The organism is Mesorhizobium sp. M0772 (genome assembly GCF_040320135.1).
Classification (GTDB): domain Bacteria; phylum Pseudomonadota; class Alphaproteobacteria; order Rhizobiales; family Rhizobiaceae; genus Mesorhizobium.
Genome location: NZ_JAMYPB010000037.1, coordinates 14991 through 31828 on the forward strand (window position 1 = coordinate 14991; position 16838 = coordinate 31828).

14 protein-coding genes are annotated in these 16838 nt (G+C 63.9%); 2 read left to right on the plus strand and 12 right to left on the minus strand.

What is annotated here, in order from left to right:
* The first annotated feature begins 16 nt into the window (after positions 1-16).
* Positions 17-448, plus strand: a complete 432-nt coding sequence (locus NKI06_RS21940; RefSeq protein WP_023688142.1) for a TerB family tellurite resistance protein — start codon at positions 17-19, stop codon at positions 446-448.
* A gap of 115 nt (positions 449-563) precedes the next feature.
* Here the strand turns inward: NKI06_RS21940 and NKI06_RS21945 are convergent, their stop codons facing one another.
* The 5 genes from NKI06_RS21945 to NKI06_RS21965 form a co-directional block, all read right to left on the minus strand.
* Complete coding sequence (locus NKI06_RS21945) at positions 564-2186, minus strand: ABC transporter ATP-binding protein (protein WP_352987119.1); 1623 nt, start codon at positions 2184-2186, stop codon at positions 564-566.
* Positions 2183-3052: an ABC transporter permease gene (locus NKI06_RS21950; RefSeq protein ID WP_352987121.1), complete on the minus strand. Its 870-nt coding sequence runs from the start codon at positions 3050-3052 to the stop codon at positions 2183-2185. Before NKI06_RS21950 ends, NKI06_RS21945 begins: the two co-directional genes overlap by 4 nt.
* Complete coding sequence (locus NKI06_RS21955) at positions 3049-3996, minus strand: ABC transporter permease (RefSeq protein WP_352497839.1); 948 nt, start codon at positions 3994-3996, stop codon at positions 3049-3051. The genes NKI06_RS21950 and NKI06_RS21955 overlap by 4 nt, the downstream gene beginning before the upstream one ends.
* 325 nt (positions 3997-4321) lie before the next feature.
* Positions 4322-5797 carry an ABC transporter substrate-binding protein gene (locus NKI06_RS21960; RefSeq protein WP_352987123.1) on the minus strand — a complete coding sequence of 492 codons (1476 nt, stop codon included), beginning with the start codon at positions 5795-5797 and terminating at the stop codon, positions 4322-4324.
* A gap of 121 nt (positions 5798-5918) precedes the next feature.
* Entirely contained in the window at positions 5919-7199 is a 1281-nt protein-coding gene (locus NKI06_RS21965) for an acetylornithine deacetylase/succinyl-diaminopimelate desuccinylase family protein (protein ID WP_352987126.1), read from the minus strand.
* A gap of 223 nt (positions 7200-7422) precedes the next feature.
* On the opposite strand from NKI06_RS21965, the gene NKI06_RS21970 reads away from it, so the two are divergent.
* Entirely contained in the window at positions 7423-7854 is a 432-nt protein-coding gene (locus NKI06_RS21970) for a L,D-transpeptidase (protein ID WP_352987128.1), read from the plus strand.
* A 13-nt stretch (positions 7855-7867) separates the two neighbouring features.
* Here NKI06_RS21970 and NKI06_RS21975 read toward each other — a convergent pair whose 3' ends face one another.
* The 7 genes from NKI06_RS21975 to NKI06_RS22005 all read right to left on the minus strand — a co-directional run bounded on the left by NKI06_RS21975 (position 7868) and on the right by NKI06_RS22005 (position 16694).
* Entirely contained in the window at positions 7868-8875 is a 1008-nt protein-coding gene (locus NKI06_RS21975) for a lipid A biosynthesis lauroyl acyltransferase (RefSeq protein WP_352518704.1), read from the minus strand.
* A gap of 4 nt (positions 8876-8879) precedes the next feature.
* The gene (locus NKI06_RS21980; protein ID WP_027050309.1) at positions 8880-9908 is read right to left on the minus strand and encodes a zinc-binding dehydrogenase; all 1029 of its coding nucleotides are present in this window, start codon (positions 9906-9908) and stop codon (positions 8880-8882) included.
* Positions 9909-9944: 36 nt separating this feature from the next.
* Positions 9945-11216, minus strand: a complete 1272-nt coding sequence (locus NKI06_RS21985) for a beta-ketoacyl-ACP synthase (RefSeq protein WP_352518703.1) — start codon at positions 11214-11216, stop codon at positions 9945-9947.
* A 42-nt stretch (positions 11217-11258) separates the two neighbouring features.
* On the minus strand, positions 11259-12449 hold the full coding sequence (locus NKI06_RS21990) for a beta-ketoacyl-ACP synthase (protein ID WP_023833824.1): 1191 nt from the start codon (positions 12447-12449) through the stop codon (positions 11259-11261).
* 55 nt (positions 12450-12504) lie between these two features.
* A complete protein-coding gene (locus NKI06_RS21995) occupies positions 12505-12786 on the minus strand; it encodes an acyl carrier protein (protein ID WP_010909964.1) in 282 nt (93 codons plus the stop codon).
* A 209-nt stretch (positions 12787-12995) separates the two neighbouring features.
* Positions 12996-13544 carry a histidine phosphatase family protein gene (locus NKI06_RS22000; protein WP_023670442.1) on the minus strand — a complete coding sequence of 183 codons (549 nt, stop codon included), beginning with the start codon at positions 13542-13544 and terminating at the stop codon, positions 12996-12998.
* Between the two features lie 99 nt (positions 13545-13643).
* Complete coding sequence (locus tag NKI06_RS22005) at positions 13644-16694, minus strand: caspase family protein (protein WP_352987131.1); 3051 nt, start codon at positions 16692-16694, stop codon at positions 13644-13646.
* Positions 16695-16838 lie beyond the last annotated feature (144 nt).

The following is a 16838-nucleotide window of genomic DNA, read 5'->3' on the forward strand; positions in this document are numbered from 1 at the left end:
GAAAAGAGGGACACTGTTGGCGATGGCATTGCTCGACCAGATACGCTCGATCTTCGATGGTGACCCCGGCGTGCGCAAGGTTGCCGACGACCCCGTGCTGTCGGCGGAACTCTTGATGCTGTTTCGCATGATCCTGGCCGACGGCTCGGTTTCGGAGAGCGAAATGGTCGCCTTCCGGCGTATCTGCAAGGACGCCTTCGGCATCCCGGAAACCAGCATCGACGCGGTCATCGAATATCTCAATGATTTCGGCTACGAGACCAACGGTTCGCAAGCCATTGCGCTCTTCCGCGATCTCGATGTCGAACGGCGCAAGTTGCTGGCGCTCCACATGGCGGAGATCGCCAAAGCCGATTCCAAGCTGGCCGAGAGCGAAGTGCGGCTGCTGCGCCGCACGCTCGATTTGCTCGACATCAGCCCGGTCGATGTGGTGAAGCCGGAGGAGTGAGGCAGACCAGGGGCAACGGCCGCCCAGCCGGGTCCCCGCTGCTTCGCAGCGTCCCAGCGTTCGTGACCTTTCATCGTGCCACTGGCACGATGAATTCGCTGCGCGAACCGGTCACTCACCCCTGTTCCTGCATACGGTGAGCGATCGCCCGATGCAGATCGGGCGTAGCCTCGACCAGCGCCCTGGCCGCCTCCGACTGCGGATGATCGAGTACGTCACGGGTCTTGCCGCGCTCGACGATCCTGCCGTCATGCATGACCAGCACCTCATCGGTGATGGCGCGGGCGACGGTCAAATCGTGGGTGATGAAGAGGTAGCCGATGCCGAGCTTCTGGTTGAGCTCTGCGAACAGATCGAGGATCTGGGCGCGGATCGAGACGTCGAGCGCCGAGACCGGCTCGTCGGCGACGACCAGCTTCGGCCTGGTGATGATGGCGCGGGCGATCGACAGGCGCTGGCGCTGGCCGCCGGAAAACTCATGCGGATATTTGTCCATGTCGCTGGTGCCGAGGCCGACCTCGTGCAGCGCATGCGCCACCATCTCGCGCCGCTCGGCCGGTGTCGGCTTCTTTTCCAGTACATGCAGCGGCTCGGCGACCAGTTTCTCGACCTTCTGGCGCGGGTCGAAAGAGCCGTAGGGATCCTGGAACACCACCTGCATGTCGCGCCGCGCGGCTTTGAGCTCCGCCTCGCTTTTGCCGGTGATGGTCTCGCCGCGAAAGCGGATCGTTCCCGATGTCGATTTGTCGAGCGCCAGGATCATGCGGGCAAGCGTTGACTTGCCGCAGCCGGAGCGGCCGACCAGCGCCACCGATTGGCCCGGCGCCAGCGACAAGGACACGTCCTCGACGGCGCGGATTGGAGCCGCTGACTTGAACAGGGAGGTGCGCCGGCCCGGATAGTCCCGTGTCACGCCTTCGACCTCAAGCAGCGGTTTGCCCTGGCCGGTGGCGTGAACCTTGGCGCGCGCGGGCACGTGCATGGAGGCCAGCGCCAGCTGGCGCGTGTAGGGATGCAGCTGTTCCGATAGCGTGCGTGCGGTGTCGCCGGCTTCCATCACCTCGCCATGACGCAGGATGGTGATGCGGTCGGCCATTTCGGTGACGACGGCGAGATCGTGCGAGATCAGAAGCAGGCCCATGCGGTTTTCGCTGACAAGGCCGCGCAACAGATCGAGGATCTGCGCCTGCAGCACTACGTCGAGCGCCGTGGTCGGTTCGTCGGCGATGAGCAGCTTGGGTTTCAATGCGCAGGCAATGGCGATGACGACGCGCTGGCGCTGGCCGCCCGACAATTCGTGCGGATAGCGCGACAGCGGGAACTTCGCCTCGGGCAGGCCGACGCGGTCGAGCATTTTGCGCGCCCGGTCTTCGGCTTCCGCGCGGCTGGCTTTGGTGTGCCAGCGTATGCCTTCGGCGACTTGTTCGCCGATGGTCTTGACCGGGTTAAGCGCCGTCATAGGTTCCTGGAACACCATGCCGATGTCGTCGCCGCGCAGCGCGCACATCTGGTCCTCGGTTGCGGCCAGAATATCGATGCCGTCGAAGGTCACGCGGCCGGTGGCGCGCGCAGCATGCGGCAGAAGCTGCATGATGGTCAGCGCCGTCATCGATTTGCCCGAGCCGGATTCTCCGACCAGGCCCATCACCTCGCCGGGCGCGACGGAGAGGTCGACCCCTTTCAGGATCGACGTGTCGCCGATCGCCAGCGACAGGTTCTCGATCTGCAGCAGGCTCATCGCTGCCGCCGCGATTTCGGGTCGAGTATGTCGGCGATGCCGTCGCCGAGCAGATTGAGCCCAAGCACGGTGACGACAATGGCCATGCCGGGGAAGATGGCCATCCACGGCGCCACCACCATGCGCGTCTGAGCGTCGAACAGCATGCGGCCCCAGCTCGGCATTGGCGGCTGGGCGCCGAGGCCGACATAGGAGAGACCGGCTTCGGCCAAAATGCCGAGCGCGAACTGGATGGTGCCTTGCACCAGAAGCAGCGTGGCGATGTTGGGCAGCACGTGCTCGATTGTAATCTGCGTCTTGCTCTTGCCGGCGGCGCGCGCGGCGAGGATGAATTCGCGCGGCCACATCGCCAGCGCACCGGCCCGGGCGACGCGCGCAAACACCGGGATGTTGAAAATGCCGATTGCGATGATGGCGTTGATTGCGCCCGGTCCGAAGATGGCGGTGATCATGATCGCCGACAGCAGCGCCGGGAAGGCGAAGACGAGGTCGTTCAGCCGCATCAGCGCCTCGTCGACGAACCCGCCGCGCGCCGCGGCGAAGGCGCCGAGCGGCACGCCGACGCCCATGCCGATGCCGACCGCGACCAGCGCCACGGCGATCGAGTTGCGGGCGCCGACCATGATCATCGACAGGATGTCGCGGCCGAAATGATCGGTGCCGAACCAGTGCGCCGCGGAGGGCGCGAGCGTCTTGTCCGAGATCACCAGTTTGGTCACGTCGTAGGGCGTCCAGACGTAGGAGATGACCGCTATTGCAGCCACCAGCACCGTGATGGCGAAGCCGATGAGGAAGGAGCGGTTGCGGAAGGCCTTGGCCAGAATGCTGCCCAACGTCTCCTGCGGGATGTCGATGTGCAGCGTCATTGCCGGCCTCGAAGGCGCGGATCGACGATGGCGTAGGAGACGTCGACGACGAGGTTGACTGCAATGACGGCGACGACCAGCAGCATGACGATGCTTTCCACCACGATCAGGTCGCGCTGAGTGATCGCCTGGAACACCAGCCGTCCCAGACCAGGCAGATAAAAGACGTTCTCGATGATGATGGTGCCGGCGAGCAGGAAGGCGAATTGCAGGCCCAGAATGGTCAGAACCGGGATCATCGCGTTGCGCAGCGCGTGCCGCCATAGTACGGCGCGATAGGGCAGGCCCTTGGCGCGGGCGGTGCGGATATAGTCCTCGTTCAGCACCTCGAGCAGCGCGGAGCGGGCAACGCGCGCCAGGATCGCGGCCTGCGGCAGAGCGAGGGCGATGGCCGGCAGCAGCAGCGATTTCAGCGCCGGCCAGGCGCCGGCGCTCCAGCCGGGAAAGCCGCCGGCCGGCACCAGCCGCAACCAGACGGCAAAGAGGTAGATCAGCATCAGCGCGAACCAGAAGTTCGGCACGGCGACGCCGAGCTGCGCGGCACCCATGGCAATCGTGTCACCGGCGCGGCCGCGCCGACTGGCGGAATAGAGCCCGACCGGAATGGCAATGATGGTGGACAGCGTCAGCGCGATCAGCGCCAGCGGCAGGGAAACCGCCATGCGCTCGCGGACAAGGTCGATGACCGGCACTGAATAAGTGTAGGAGCGGCCGAAATCGAGGCTGAGCAGACCGCCGACCCAGTGGAGGTAGCGCAGGAGAAGCGGCGCGTTGAGGCCCATCTGGTTGCGCAGGAGTTCGACCTGCTCGGCGCTGGCGTTGAGGCCAAGCATCAGCCGCGCCGGATCGCCGGGCAGGATTTCGAGTACGGCGAAGACGACCATCGAGGCCAGGATCAAGGTTGCGATGGCGATGGCGAGGCGTTTGAGGAGGTAGGCGGTCATGGTGGAGGGGCGCCCGGTGCGGCTGCGCCTTGAAAGTCGAGTTCCCGCCCACCCCCCTCTGTCCTGCCGGACCCGGCCCTTCGCTGTCGCTTCGGGCGTTCGTTGTTCGGAAAGCCAAGCAGTTGGCTTTCCGTCCGCTGCGCGGACCACTCCTCACCCCCCGCAAGGGGGGAGATCAGCAGTTTCTGTGTCGTCGACCAGCGTTCAACGTTCGCGATAGGCGAAAGCGGAGATGATAGCCCAATCTCCCCCCTTGCGGGGGAGATGCCCGGCAGGGCAGAGGGGGGTGTGAGGGAGCGCAAACGCCGCCCTTTGGCCCGCCGCCTCAATCCGCCCACTTCACCTTGGTCAGGTCATTCGCCTGGATCGGCGCGTTTTCCCACAGGCCCTGCAGCTTGGCGTCCCAGACGCCGACCTTCGGCAGTTCATAGAGGAACCCCACCACGGCGTCGTCGGCCAGGATCTTCTGGGCCTCGCCGAGCAGCGTGTTGCGCTTGGCGTCGTCGGAGGTGAGGTTCAGCTCGGCGATGATCTTGTCGAAGGCCGGATTGTCGTAGTTGAAGTAATAATCCTTGCGCGAGTAGATATCGATGTCGTTGGGCTCGGTGTGGGAGACGATGGTCAGGTCGTAATCCTTCTTGGTGAACACCTGGTCCAGCCACTGCGCCCATTCGACCGGAATGATTTCGAGGTCGATGCCGACGTCGCGCAGCTGCGAGGCGATGATCTCGCCGCCAAGCCGTGCGTAGGAAGGCGGCGGCAGTTTCAGCGTCGCCTTGATGCCGTTTTCAAGGCCGGCTTGCTTCAGCAGCTCCTTGGCCTTGTCGACATTGTGCGGGTACAGGCCGGTGAGGTCGACATAGGCCTTGCTGGCGGGCGACATGTGCGAGCCGATCGGCACGCCGAGGCCGGCCGAGGCGCCGTCGATGATCGCCTTTCGGTCGAGCGCGAAGGCAATTGCCTGCCGCACCTCGAGCTTGTCGAAAGGCGGCTTCTTGTTGTTGATCGCCAGAATGGTCTCGCCCTCAGTCGAGCCGATCACCACCTTGAAGCGCGGATCGTCCTTGACCTGCGCGACGCTGTCGGGATCGAAGAAAGGGAAAGCCTGGATGTCGCCGGAGAGCAGCGCCGGCACGGCGGCAGCGGCGTCGGGAACGATGCGGAACTCGGCCTTGTCGAGGGATACCGGAGCGCCCCAGTAGTTGTTGGATTTGACCAGCGTGATCGACGAGCCCTTGGCCCAGCTCTGGAATTTGAACGGGCCGGTGCCGATGGGCTTTTCCTTGTTGGTGTCGGCGCTCTCGGGCGCCACAATCACCGCGTCGCCCCAGCCCAGATTGTAGAGGAACGACCCCTGCGGGTTCTTCAGCGTCACCTTGACCGTTGTCGGATCGACGACTTCGACCGTATCGATGGCGGCGAACAGGGCCTTTTGCGCGTTTACGGAATTGTCGGCGCGGGCGCGGTCGAGCGAGAACTTCACGTCGCTGGCGTCGAAGTCGCTGCCGTCATGGAATTTGACGCCGGTGTGCAGCTTGAAGGTGTAGACCTTGCCATCGTCGGAAATGGCCCAGCTCTCGGCAAGGTCGGGCAGCACTTCGCCATTCGGGCCGATGCGGGTCAGGCCCTCGAAGACGTTGGCGTAGAGCACTTCGTCGATCGCCGCGGCAGCACCGGCGGTCGGATCGAGATGCGGCGGCTCGAGCGGAATGCCGATCACCAGGTCGGTGCGTGCGGCAAATGCCTGACTGCCGGCCAGTGCCAGCACCGCGGCGGCAAGAATGGTTTTCCACAATTTCATCGTGCAACTCCCAAATGCTCGAACCCTTGTGCGATAGAAGCGTGATTTCGAGGTGGAGTAAATTGCGTTTCGTGCTCTGCAGCGGCGCGGGGAGGAATGTTTTTTCAGCGAAGTCGATGGTTCAGCCCGCGGCCGTGCCCCTGAGCAGCACATTGAGCCCGATCGCCATCACCTTGGCCGACTCCACCATATCAGAGATACCGACCCATTCGTCGGGCCGGTGGGCGAGGTCCAAAATGCCCGGGCCATAGGCGATGCAATCATAGATGTGGCCGATGCGGGCGATGTGCTTCTGGTCGTAAGTGCCTGGCGAAATGACATAATCCGGCTCGCGGTCGAAGATCGCCATGATGCCTTGCGCCACCGCCTTGACCACCGGCGCGTCGCGCTCGGTCATCAGCGGCAGCACCTCCATCAGGTCGCGAATCTCGTAGTCGAACTTTTTGCGCTCGCGCTTCATCCGGTCGAGGATATCGGTCACCTCGCTCTTGACCGTGGCAAGGTCCTCCTCGAGCAGGAAGCGGCGATCGATGGTCAGCCGGCAGGCGTCGGGCACGTTGGGTGAGGGCAGGCCGGGGCGGAAATCCTCAGTCTGGCCGCCATGGATCGAGTTGATGTTCATGGTCGAGCGCTTTGCGCCTTCGGGCACGACAGGCATGCGCGTCACCTTGCGGTCGAGCGCCGGAAACAGTTCATCCTCGAAGGCCTGCAGCACGGCGCCCATGTGGCGCACGGCATTGTCGCCGAGGAACGGCATCGAGCCATGCGCGATCTCGCCCTTGGTCTCGATCTCTGCCCACCAGACGCCGCGATGGCCAAGACAGATGCGGTCCTTGTTCAGCGGCTCGGGGATGATGACGTGGTCGACCTTGGGTTTCGAGAAATAGCCAAGCTTCGCCAGATGGGCGACGCCGCCGAAGCCGCCGGACTCTTCATCGACGGTGCCGGAGATTTCGATGGCGCCAGGAAAGTCGGGGAATACCTCCATGAAGGCTTCCGCCGCGATGATCGAGGCGGCCATGCCCCCTTTCATGTCGCAGGCGCCGCGCCCGTAGACCTTGCCGTCCTTCACCACGCCTGCAAAGGGATCGACGCTCCAGCCCTCGCCGGCTTCGACCACATCGATGTGCGAGTTGAAATGGACACAGGCTCCAGGCGAGCGGCCGTCGAAGCGGGCGACGACATTGACGCGGGGATAGCGGTCGGTGTCGCCGGGCGTGCCTGCGGCGCGGATGAATTCGGTTTCGAAGCCAAGCCTGCCTAGGCGCGCACCGATATATTCGGCGCAGGGGCGATAGGCTTCGCCAGGCGGGTTGATGGTCGGGAAGCGGATCAGGTCGGCGGTCAGTGCGACCAAGTCATCAACACGGGCGTCTATCGCTTTGAAGAGTCGTTCGTTCATTCCCGGATTTGAGCAGGCAAGGGGGTGGTTTTGCAAGCATCGCGCCGCTGGCGCCGAAAACTTCGTGTCGCAGCGGCAACTATGGCGGGAAAATCGTTCAAATTGGCTGCTTTAGATTGGCGAATTTATCAAGGAGTGTGTGTTAGATCACTCACCTGTCGTTAAAAAGATGAAAAACCGCGTGATGACAGGGCAGGCAAGGGGCATCAAAGGGGTTTGATCCATGACTAAAATCGTTCTCATGGCAGCTGCTTTTGCGGCGATGCTGTTCGGCACGTCCATCGAAAGCAGGGCTGCCTCGCTGGTGGCCAGCATCGACGTCTCGTCGCAGACCATGACCGTCAGCCAATACGGCCAGGTGCTTTATCGCTGGAGCGTGTCGACCGCCCGCAGTGGCTATTTCACGCCGCGCGGCACCTATCGGCCGCAACGCACGGCGCGGATGTGGTATTCGAAGAAATACCACATGTCGCCAATGCCTTACTCGGTGTTCTTCCATGGCGGCTATGCCATCCACGGCACCGGCGCGGTCAGGCAGCTAGGGCGTCCGGCATCGCATGGCTGCGTGCGGCTGCACACCGGCAATGCCGCGATGTTCTATGCGATGGTGCGCGAAGTCGGCTTCGGCAATACGCGGATCGTTGTGACGAACTGAGGCTTTCGACGAGTTAAGATTGACGCTGCCCCTGGCCGGTGGCGTTGGCCTGTCCGCGCCGGCGGCGACGCCGGCCTGAGATTTCCCACCTTTTGTGGAACCACATCCACTGTCCCGGATCCTCGCGCACCCAGCGCTCGACCACGTTGGCGAGCAGTTGGGTGGTGGCCGCGACATCGACGCTGCCGCTTTCATTGCGCGGCAAGGTCAGCTTGTCCTCGATCTCGAGGCGGAAGCGGTTGCCAGGCAGCCGCACACATCGCGCCGGATAGACGTCGCAATCATAGTGACGGGCGAGCATGCCCAGAACCGGATTGCTCTGGCATGGGCGATTAAAGAAGATCGTCTCCAGTCCGCTGGAGAATTTCTGGTCGACCAAAACGCCGATATTGCCGCCTTTCTCCAGAATCGACGCCAACGCGAAGGAGGCGCCGGTCGAAGACGGCAGCAAGGCGCCCATGCTCGAACGCCGCGTCGAATGGATATAATCGGCGAGGTAGGGATTGTTCGGCGGACGAAACAGCGCCGTGATCTTCATGCCGAACGTCGCGGCAGCCACCGGCAGCAATTCAAAATTGCCGAGATGGCCGGTGAACAGGATATGCGGTTTGTCCTCGCCAGCTATCTGATGGAAATGATCGGCGCCGCCAACTTCGACGCGGCCGGGCGTCGCTGCGTTCGGATCATAGTCGAAGAGGGCGTCAAGAAAGATGTATTCGGCGGCGAGCCGGGCCATGTTGCCCCACATGTCGGAGGCGATGGCCTCGATCTCGACATCGCTCTTTTCGGGATAGGCAAGGCGCAGATTGTTGATGGCGACACGGTGGCGCCCGACCCACGGACCGATGCGCCGTGCCGCCCGGTCGGCGAAATTGAGCGCCCTGTCCGCGGGCAAGAGGCGCAGCAGCGAGATGATCGTCATCGCCACGCGCGCCACCAGCCAGTGCTCCATCTGGCGCAGTCTTCGGCCATAGCGGAACATGAAGTCCCGGCGGGCTTTCTTGAACACCTTGCCGACCATAGTCCTAAGAAACGCGCAGGATGATCTTGCCGAACACGTCGCGGCCTTCCATGCGCTTCAACGCGGCGTCGATGCCGTCGAAGCCGACTTCGGTGTCGATGACAGGTGCGACCTGTCCCGCCGCCATCTTCTGCATGGCGTTGGCCATGTTCTCCATGCGGCAGCCGAAGGACCCAAGCAGCTTCAGCTGCTGCTGGAACAGCTGCATCAGATTGATCTGCGTCGACACGCCGGAGGTCGAGCCGCAGGTGACCAGGCGGCCGCCGCGCTTGAGGCACAGCATCGAGGCGGCAAAGGTGTCGGCGCCGACATGTTCGAAGACGACGTCGACGCCCTTCTTCCTGGTGAGCTTGCGCACGACGCCTTCGAAACGATCGTCGCGGTAGTTGATGACATGGTCGGCGCCGAGCGCCTTGGCCTTGTCGATCTTGTCGTTGGAACCGACCGTGGTGATGATGGTGCAACCCATGCGCTTGGCCAGCTGGATCGCCGCCGAGCCGATGCCGGAGCCGCCGGCATGGATGAGGATGGTTTCGCCGGGCTGCAGCTTGGCATTGTCGAACAGCATGTGCTCGACGGTGCCGAAGGTGACGGGGGCGACAGCCGCGCCGACATCGGTCACGCCGGGAGGAGCAGGGACCAGCAGGCGCGCCGGCAGGTTGATCTTCTCCTGGGCAAAGCCGTCGAGATGGAAGCCGTGGACGCCCGAGACATTTTCGCAGAGATTGTCACGGCCTTCGCGGCAGGCGCGGCAAAGGCCGCAGGTGCGCGCGCCGTAGATCGACACCAATTGTCCGGGCAGCAGGCTGGAGACGCCGGGGCCGACAGCCTCGACCTCGCCGGAGGCTTCGGCGCCGACGACCAGCGGCAGCTTGCGCTTGGCGAAGGCCATGCCGCGCCAGCCCCAGACGTCGATATGGTTCAGCGCCACCGCCTTGATGCGCAGCGTGACTTCGCCCAATGCGGGGGGCGGCGGGGGCGGCAGGTCCACCGTTTCAAGACGGCGGTCCTCGATAAGTTGCAGTGCGCGCATGGGGCCTGTCAGTTCAGTCTGGCTGAAAAAGGTCGCTTAGACCGGTTCCCGCGCCATGACAAGGCAGGTGTTCTGGCCGCCGAAGCCGAACGAGTTCGACAGCACGGTGCCGACTTCGGCATTGCGCTTCTTGTTGGGCACCACGTCGAGCACGATTGCCGGGTCGGGATTGTCGTAGTTGATGGTCGGCGGAATGACGCTTTCGAGCATGGTCATCAGCGAAAACGCTGCTTCGACGGCGCCGGCCGCCGACAGCGTGTGGCCGATCATCGACTTGTTGGACGAGACCGGCATCGAGCCGATGCGATCGCCGAACACGGTCGACAGCGACAGATGCTCCATCTTGTCGTTTTCCGGCGTCGAGGTGCCGTGAGCGTTGACGTAGTCGATCTCGTCCTTGCTCAGGCCGGCATCCGCAAGGGCGGCGCGGACTGCTGCGATCGCCGGCGAACCGTCGGGCTTGGAACGGGTGCGATGGAAATCGTCGGCCTTTTCACCGCAGCCGCGCAGGATGCCGAGAACGCTGGCGCCCCGGGCAAGGGCTGCCTCAAGCGATTCCAGCACCAGAGCGCCGGAGCCTTCCGCCAGCACAAAGCCGTCGCGGTCCTTGGAGAAGGGTTTTGACGCCTTTTCAGGGATGTCATTGTGGGTCGACAGCGCCGAGAGCAGCGAAAAGCGGATCAGCGCCTCGGCGGTTGCCGAACCGTCGGCGCCGATCGACAGCGCCCGGTCGCATTCGCCGCGGCGGATCGCTTCGACGCCGAGCTGGATGGCGGTGGCGCCCGAAGCGCAGGCCGTCGACAGCGTGATCGGCAGGCCGCGCGTGCCAAAGCGGTCGGCCAGCCGGTCGGCGATCGCGCCGAACTGCGTGCTTGCGAACCTATCTGTTTCCTTCAGCCCGCGCGCCACCCTGAGCAGCCTTTCGGCGCCGGCGCCTTTGCCGTCGGAATTGTAGAGCGCGAAGCGGTCGTGCCAGTCGAGTTCGACCGGCGGCGAGGCGAGGAAGAGCGGGCCACCGAAATCAGAGGAATCGAGGCCGGATTCGGCCACCGCCTCATTCGCGGCGGTTTCGGCCAGTTCGTAGGTCAGCAGGCTGGCGCCTTTCGAGCTTGAGTCGAGGAAATCGACCATGCCGGAGATGCGGGTGTTGAGGTGGTCGACGGGAAAGCGGGTGATCGGGTGGATGCCCGATTTGCCGGAGGTCAGTGCCGCCCAATTGTCTGCCTTGCCGATGCCGAGCGAGGTTACCACGCCGATGCCGGTGACGGCGACGATCGGCCTGCCCATGTGATCTCTGAGATTGGCCATCCGGAACCTCTTAACTTTGCAGCATGATCGCGCAGCGCTGCTTCAAGCAGCGTTGACCAGCGCCATGCCCTCGAATTGGTGATAGCCGATTGCCGTTGCGAGCACGGTTTCGGGAATGCCTTCGAACGGCTTCTCGGCCGCGGCGTCGAAAACGGGGTAGGCGGCCTTGCGGTCGACGGCCAGGGCGGCGAGGGCGACCGCGAATGGAAACTGCGCTTCCTTCATATGCCCGGTCAGCGTCGCGAAGCCGCGCGCCGATATCGCCGGATTGGCATCCAGCGCTGCCTTTTCGGCTGACGTTGCGGTATGCGCCCCGGATGCGCCCGACAGGGCCAGCAACTTGCCGTTCGGGAGAGTTGCCTGTTTGAGCAGTGTCGCGATCTCGGCGTCAAGCTCGCCGCGCGAACGCCGGGCGCGGCCTGAGACGACCGGTCCGAGCTCGGCATAGATTTTGCGGCCGCGGCTTTGCGCGTGTTCGCGCTGCTCCAGCACCAGGAACGCGCCGCCGGAGCCGGAGACCAGGCCGCCGCCCTCGGCGCCCTGTCTCTGCCAGACCGGCTTCCATGGGCCGCGATGCAGATAGCCGGCCAATTCATAGCCGAGCAGCATGTCGGAATGTTCGGTCTGGAAGGCGCCACCTACCAGTATGTGGGTCGACTGTCCGGAGCGGATGCGCGCCGCGGCGGTCTCGACGGCGGCGACGCCGGCACCTTCCTCGCCCATGAAGGTCCTCGACGATCCCGTCACCTTGTGGACGATGGAGATGTTGCCGGCGAGCAGATTGGAGAGCTGGGCCAGGAAAAGCGTCGGCCGCAATTCGGTGGTCAGCTTCTCGTTGAGCAGCACGTCGCGGTCGTTGCGGCTCTCGGACGCGGCGAGGATGGCGGCATCGACCGCCTCGTCTCGCTCGCCGCCGCCGGCAGCGACAACCATGTCCATGGTCGTGCAGAGCTCGTCATTGCCCTTGATGCCGGCGTCGTCCAGCGCCATGCCGGCCGCATAGGTGCCGAGCCGCTGCCATGTTTCCATCTGCCGCTGGTCGCCTCGCTTGGCGATCTGCAGGTTCCAGTCGATCTCCGGCAGTGGATGCACGGTGTAGGGCGCAAAGCGCGCGGATTCGAGCACCGGCTGCAGGCCGGGCTGCGCCAGCTTCTGCCAGTGGGTATCCGGACCCTCTCCCAGCGAGGAGACAAGGCCGATACCGGTGATGACGACGTCGCGAGGGCTGCTCATGAGCGGCTTTGTGGGTCAGGCGGCGCAGCCCGTCAAGGCCGCGCGCCAGCCGATATCAGGCGGTCTTGGCGGCGACCAGCGCGTCGATCTTGGCGCACAGGTTCTTCATGACGAAGTAATCGTCGGTCGAAGCCTTGCCGTCATTGACTTCCTGGGTCCACTTTTCCAGCGGCACCTTGATGCCGAATTCCTTGTCGATGGCAAAGACGATATCGAGGAAATCGAGACTGTCGATGCCGAGATCGTCGATCGTGTGGCTCTCGGGAGTGATGGTGTCGATATCGATCTCGCTGGTGTCGGCAATGATCTTGGCGACTTTGTCGAACGTGGTGGACAAGGGCTCTTCCTTCGGTTGCGGGCGGAATCTGTCCGCATCTGGTTTGGGCGCTGTCTAATCGGTTTTTCCCGGCAGGAAAAGGCCTGATGCGCGGGGCGCAGATGGGATGGCCCTCCCGTGAAGACAAGAAGGGCCGCCCGACAAGCCGGTGGCCCTTCCAGTTGACGTTACGTCAGCTTAGTTTTCACGGAGCTTGACCACTGGCTCTCTCAGAACGTGACGCGGCCGAGCACGCGCAAGCCATCGCCCTGCGGCTCGACCACCACCGCTTCGCCCTCGCGCGGCGAGACGCCGGTCAGCGCGACGATGTTTTCGAGATGCGTGACCATGACCAGATTGTCGGAACCGGTGTAGGCGCGGATTTCCTTCATCACCGCGTCGAGCTGCGCGGCCTTCTCGGTCGGATCGCTCCTCAGGAGGTCGAGCGGCGCAAAAAGCTCCGGCTCCGCTTCGAAGGCGATGCGGGCAGTGTCGAGGCAGCGGCAATAGCGGCTGGACAGCACCCGCTCGATGGGGGCGGCGCGGGCGCCGAACAGCGCGCCGATCTTGCTCGCCTGCTGCTTGCCGCGCGCCGATAGATTGACCTGGGTGGCACAGTTGTCGATGACGAAATTGGCGGGGTCGGTGGTGCCGGTGACCAGTGCGTGGCGAAGCAGCACGACATGGCCGCCGTCACGCAGCAGCGCCCAGCCGGCGTCGGTCGCGTGGGCGACGGCGGGAACAGCAAGCAGGAACAGCGACAGCACAAATCGAATCATCGAAACCTTTCCGGGAGCCGGATGCCGGCTCCGGTCATTCTGATATAGGGATCGGAAAGCCGGCACAAAGACAAGCGAAAGGCGAACCCTCGGTTCGCTTCACATTTTCGCCATTTGCTTCTTCGCCAGCTCGATCTTCTGATCGGTGAGCGGGATAGGGATCGTGTAGCCGGCTTCGGTGAAGCCCTGCTTGGCGTTCTCGAAGAATTCGATCGCCTTGAGATATTCCGGCTTGCCCGCGCCATAGCTGGCGCGGTTCCAGTGGACGTCGCCGATATTGTTCTGCTCGAAGGCCCACTGCAGCGGCTGACTTTCGCGCGTAAACACCTTCAGCGCCGCCGTGAACGCCGCTTCGGCGTCGTTGAGATATTTGTCGGTCCGCTGGAGATTGCCGAGATTGAGCAGGCTCATACCGATGCCATTTTGAGCGTTGGCCCAGTCGACCGGCGCGGCCTCGATGGTGAGTATTTCGAGCGCTGCCCGCCGCGCCGCAATCGAATCCTGCAGCGTCTTGGCATCGCCATTGCTCATGCTCAACCAGTGCAGCGTCGAGCCCAGGCCGGCCTGGGCCATTGCCCATTGCCGCGGGTTGGTCTCGCGCTTGTACTCGCGCAACGCATTGCCGTAGGCGTCGACCGCCTCGCTGTAATGCTCGGGCTTGTCGGTGACGCCGCCGAGAAGCTGCAGCGTGTTGCCGAGATTGTAGTAGCTCATCGCCCAGTCCTGCGGGAACTTCCGCCTGACATAGACCTGCCGTGCCGCCTGGAAGGCTGCCGCCGACTGTTCCAGCTTGGCCGCATCACGGGTGCGCTGGCCCAGCGTCTGATAGATCGAGCCGAGATTGTTCTGGGCTGACGCCCAGTCCATCGGGAAGCGCTTGCGGGTAAACACCGTCAGAGCGTCGTCATAGGCAGCAGCAGCTTCTTCGAGCGTAGCCGTGCCCATATCGAAGCGGGCGATACCGCTCAGCGCATTGCCCAGGTTGAGGCGGCTGGTCGCCCAGGACACCGGGAAAGTTTCGCGGGTTCGCACTTCCAGCGCGGCGCGAAACGCGTCGGCCGCCTCGTTGATCTTCGCCTTGTCGTTGAGCTGGATGCCAAGCGTTACAAGCGTGTTGCCGAGATTGTTCTCGACCATCGCCCATTCCACGGGTGCTTTCTCGCGTGTGTATTCCTCAAGCGCCAGCCGGTAGGCTGCTTCCGCCTGGGTGAGATGCTCGCCGGCAGGCTCACGCTCGGAGAGTGCATAGAGCGCGAGGCCTAGATTGTTCTGCGAACCGGCCCAGTCCAACGGCAGCTTGTCGCGCGGACGCTTCTCAAGGGTGGCGCGCGTCGCCGCCACCGCCTCATTGAGACGCTGCGGGTCGCTCTCGCGTTCGCCGATCTTCAGAAGCACGTTGGCCAGGTTGTTCTGCGCCGCGGCCCAGTTGCGGTCGTCCTTCTCGCGCTCGAACACCACCAGCGAATCGCGGAAAATCACCGCTGCTTCTTCGAGATGCGCAGTCTCGGTTTCGCGCTCTCCAATGGTCTGCAGCACCACCGCCATGTTGTTGCGGGTGATTGCCCAGTCGCGATTCTGTTCGCCGTTGGGGATGAAGTTCAAGATGGTGCGATAGGCCTCGATGGAGTGCTGCAGCGCATCGAGGTCGCCGGTGGCGTAGCCATGAGCGTTCAACGCCTCGGCCTCCTGGTTCTTGTAGTTCCAGCGCAGCTTTTCGTCCCACTTCTCGACCAACGAATACGCCTTGGCATAGTCGTTGGCGGCGGATTTGTAGTCGAAGACCAGCGCGGCGGCGTCGGCGCGTTTGGCATAGATGGCGGCGTCGGCGATGCGCTTTTGCCGGAGCAGGTCCTCGGCCTCGTCGACCGCACCGCTGTTTTCCTCGATCCGGCCGACCGCGTCGTCGAGGAATTTGCGCGCCGTCACCATGGCGCCCTGGCCTATGGCCTTGTCGGCGGATGCGACCAGGCGACTGATCTCGGGATCGTCGGTGCGTAATGCGGCGCGCTCGGCCATCATCTTCTTCAGACGCTCGGCCTGGCTGTCCAGCACCTTCTGCAGGTCGTTGGGATCCTCAGGGATCTTTTCCGTGCCGAGCGCCTTGAGCACGCCGTAGAGCGCGTCAAGGGGCACGCCGTCCTGCAGAGAAGCCAACTCCACCTGAGCCCGTTTGGGATCGGGCAGGTCGGAAATGGTCAGCAGCAATTGCCGCCGCTCACCGGTGATCAGCCCGTCGTCGCCGGTCGGTTCCGGCGGCGCGACGCCGAAATAGAGCAGGCGACGCAGACTCTCGCTGACCCAAGGTCGCTGCTTTGCCTTGGTGTCGAGATAGACCTCCTCGGTGACCATGCGCATGACCGAGCCGAATTCCGTGCCTTTCATCGCGGTGAGGTGGCGCAGCAGGGCGGCGGCGTAGGGGCTGTTTTCGCCGGCGGCGCCATCAAGTGCGGGTCGGCCCGGCTCAGCGGCGAAGCCGACCACGGTTCCCAGGCTGGCATTATCCAATGAGGCATCGGCGAGGGCTTTTGCGCCGCGCACCGGTTCCAGCCCGCCGGCGCCGACAGGCTCGGCGGAAGCCGTCGGCCCGCGGCGCACGACCGCCTCCGGCGGAAACGGGTTGGTGCGGCAGGCGTCAAGCAGCACGATCGTCACCGGCACGGCCCTTTTCAGCTCGTCCATGACGGCTGAAATCGGCACCAGCGCCTCACCGGCATTTTTCAGCGACGAGACGTCGGCGTCGACCGGCACCAGATAGTTCTCGCCGCCCGCCTCGATGCCGTGGCCGGAATAATAGATGAAGGCTACGTCGGCGCCTTCGGCGTCCTCGACGAAGCGATCGAGATCGCGCTTCAGCTTGGCGGCATCGCGATCGGTGACGTTGCGGGCGTCGAAGCCGAGGTCGGTCAGCATCTTGGCCATGTCGCGGGCGTCGTTGGCCGGGTTGGCAAGGGCTGCGATGTGTTCGTATTTCGACTGGCCGATGATCAGCGCCACGCCCTTGAGACTTTTGGTCTCGGCGGCCTGGGCCACAGATACGCCAAGGCAAAGCAGTATAGCGACGAAAGCCGCCAGCCACCCCTGTCTGACCAGCCACACTTGTCTGACCAGCCACTCCTGTCTGAAATGACGCTGTTTCGGCGTCGCAACCATTCGCTGTATGTCCGCCCTGATGATCCCAAGCCTGTATAGCGCTGCCACCCGACCATGATCAAATTCAGGCGCCGGGCGGATCGAGGATCAGTTTCTGAAGATCATGGCGATTGCGCTGGAATCCGGGCTCGCCTATCCCTGAAA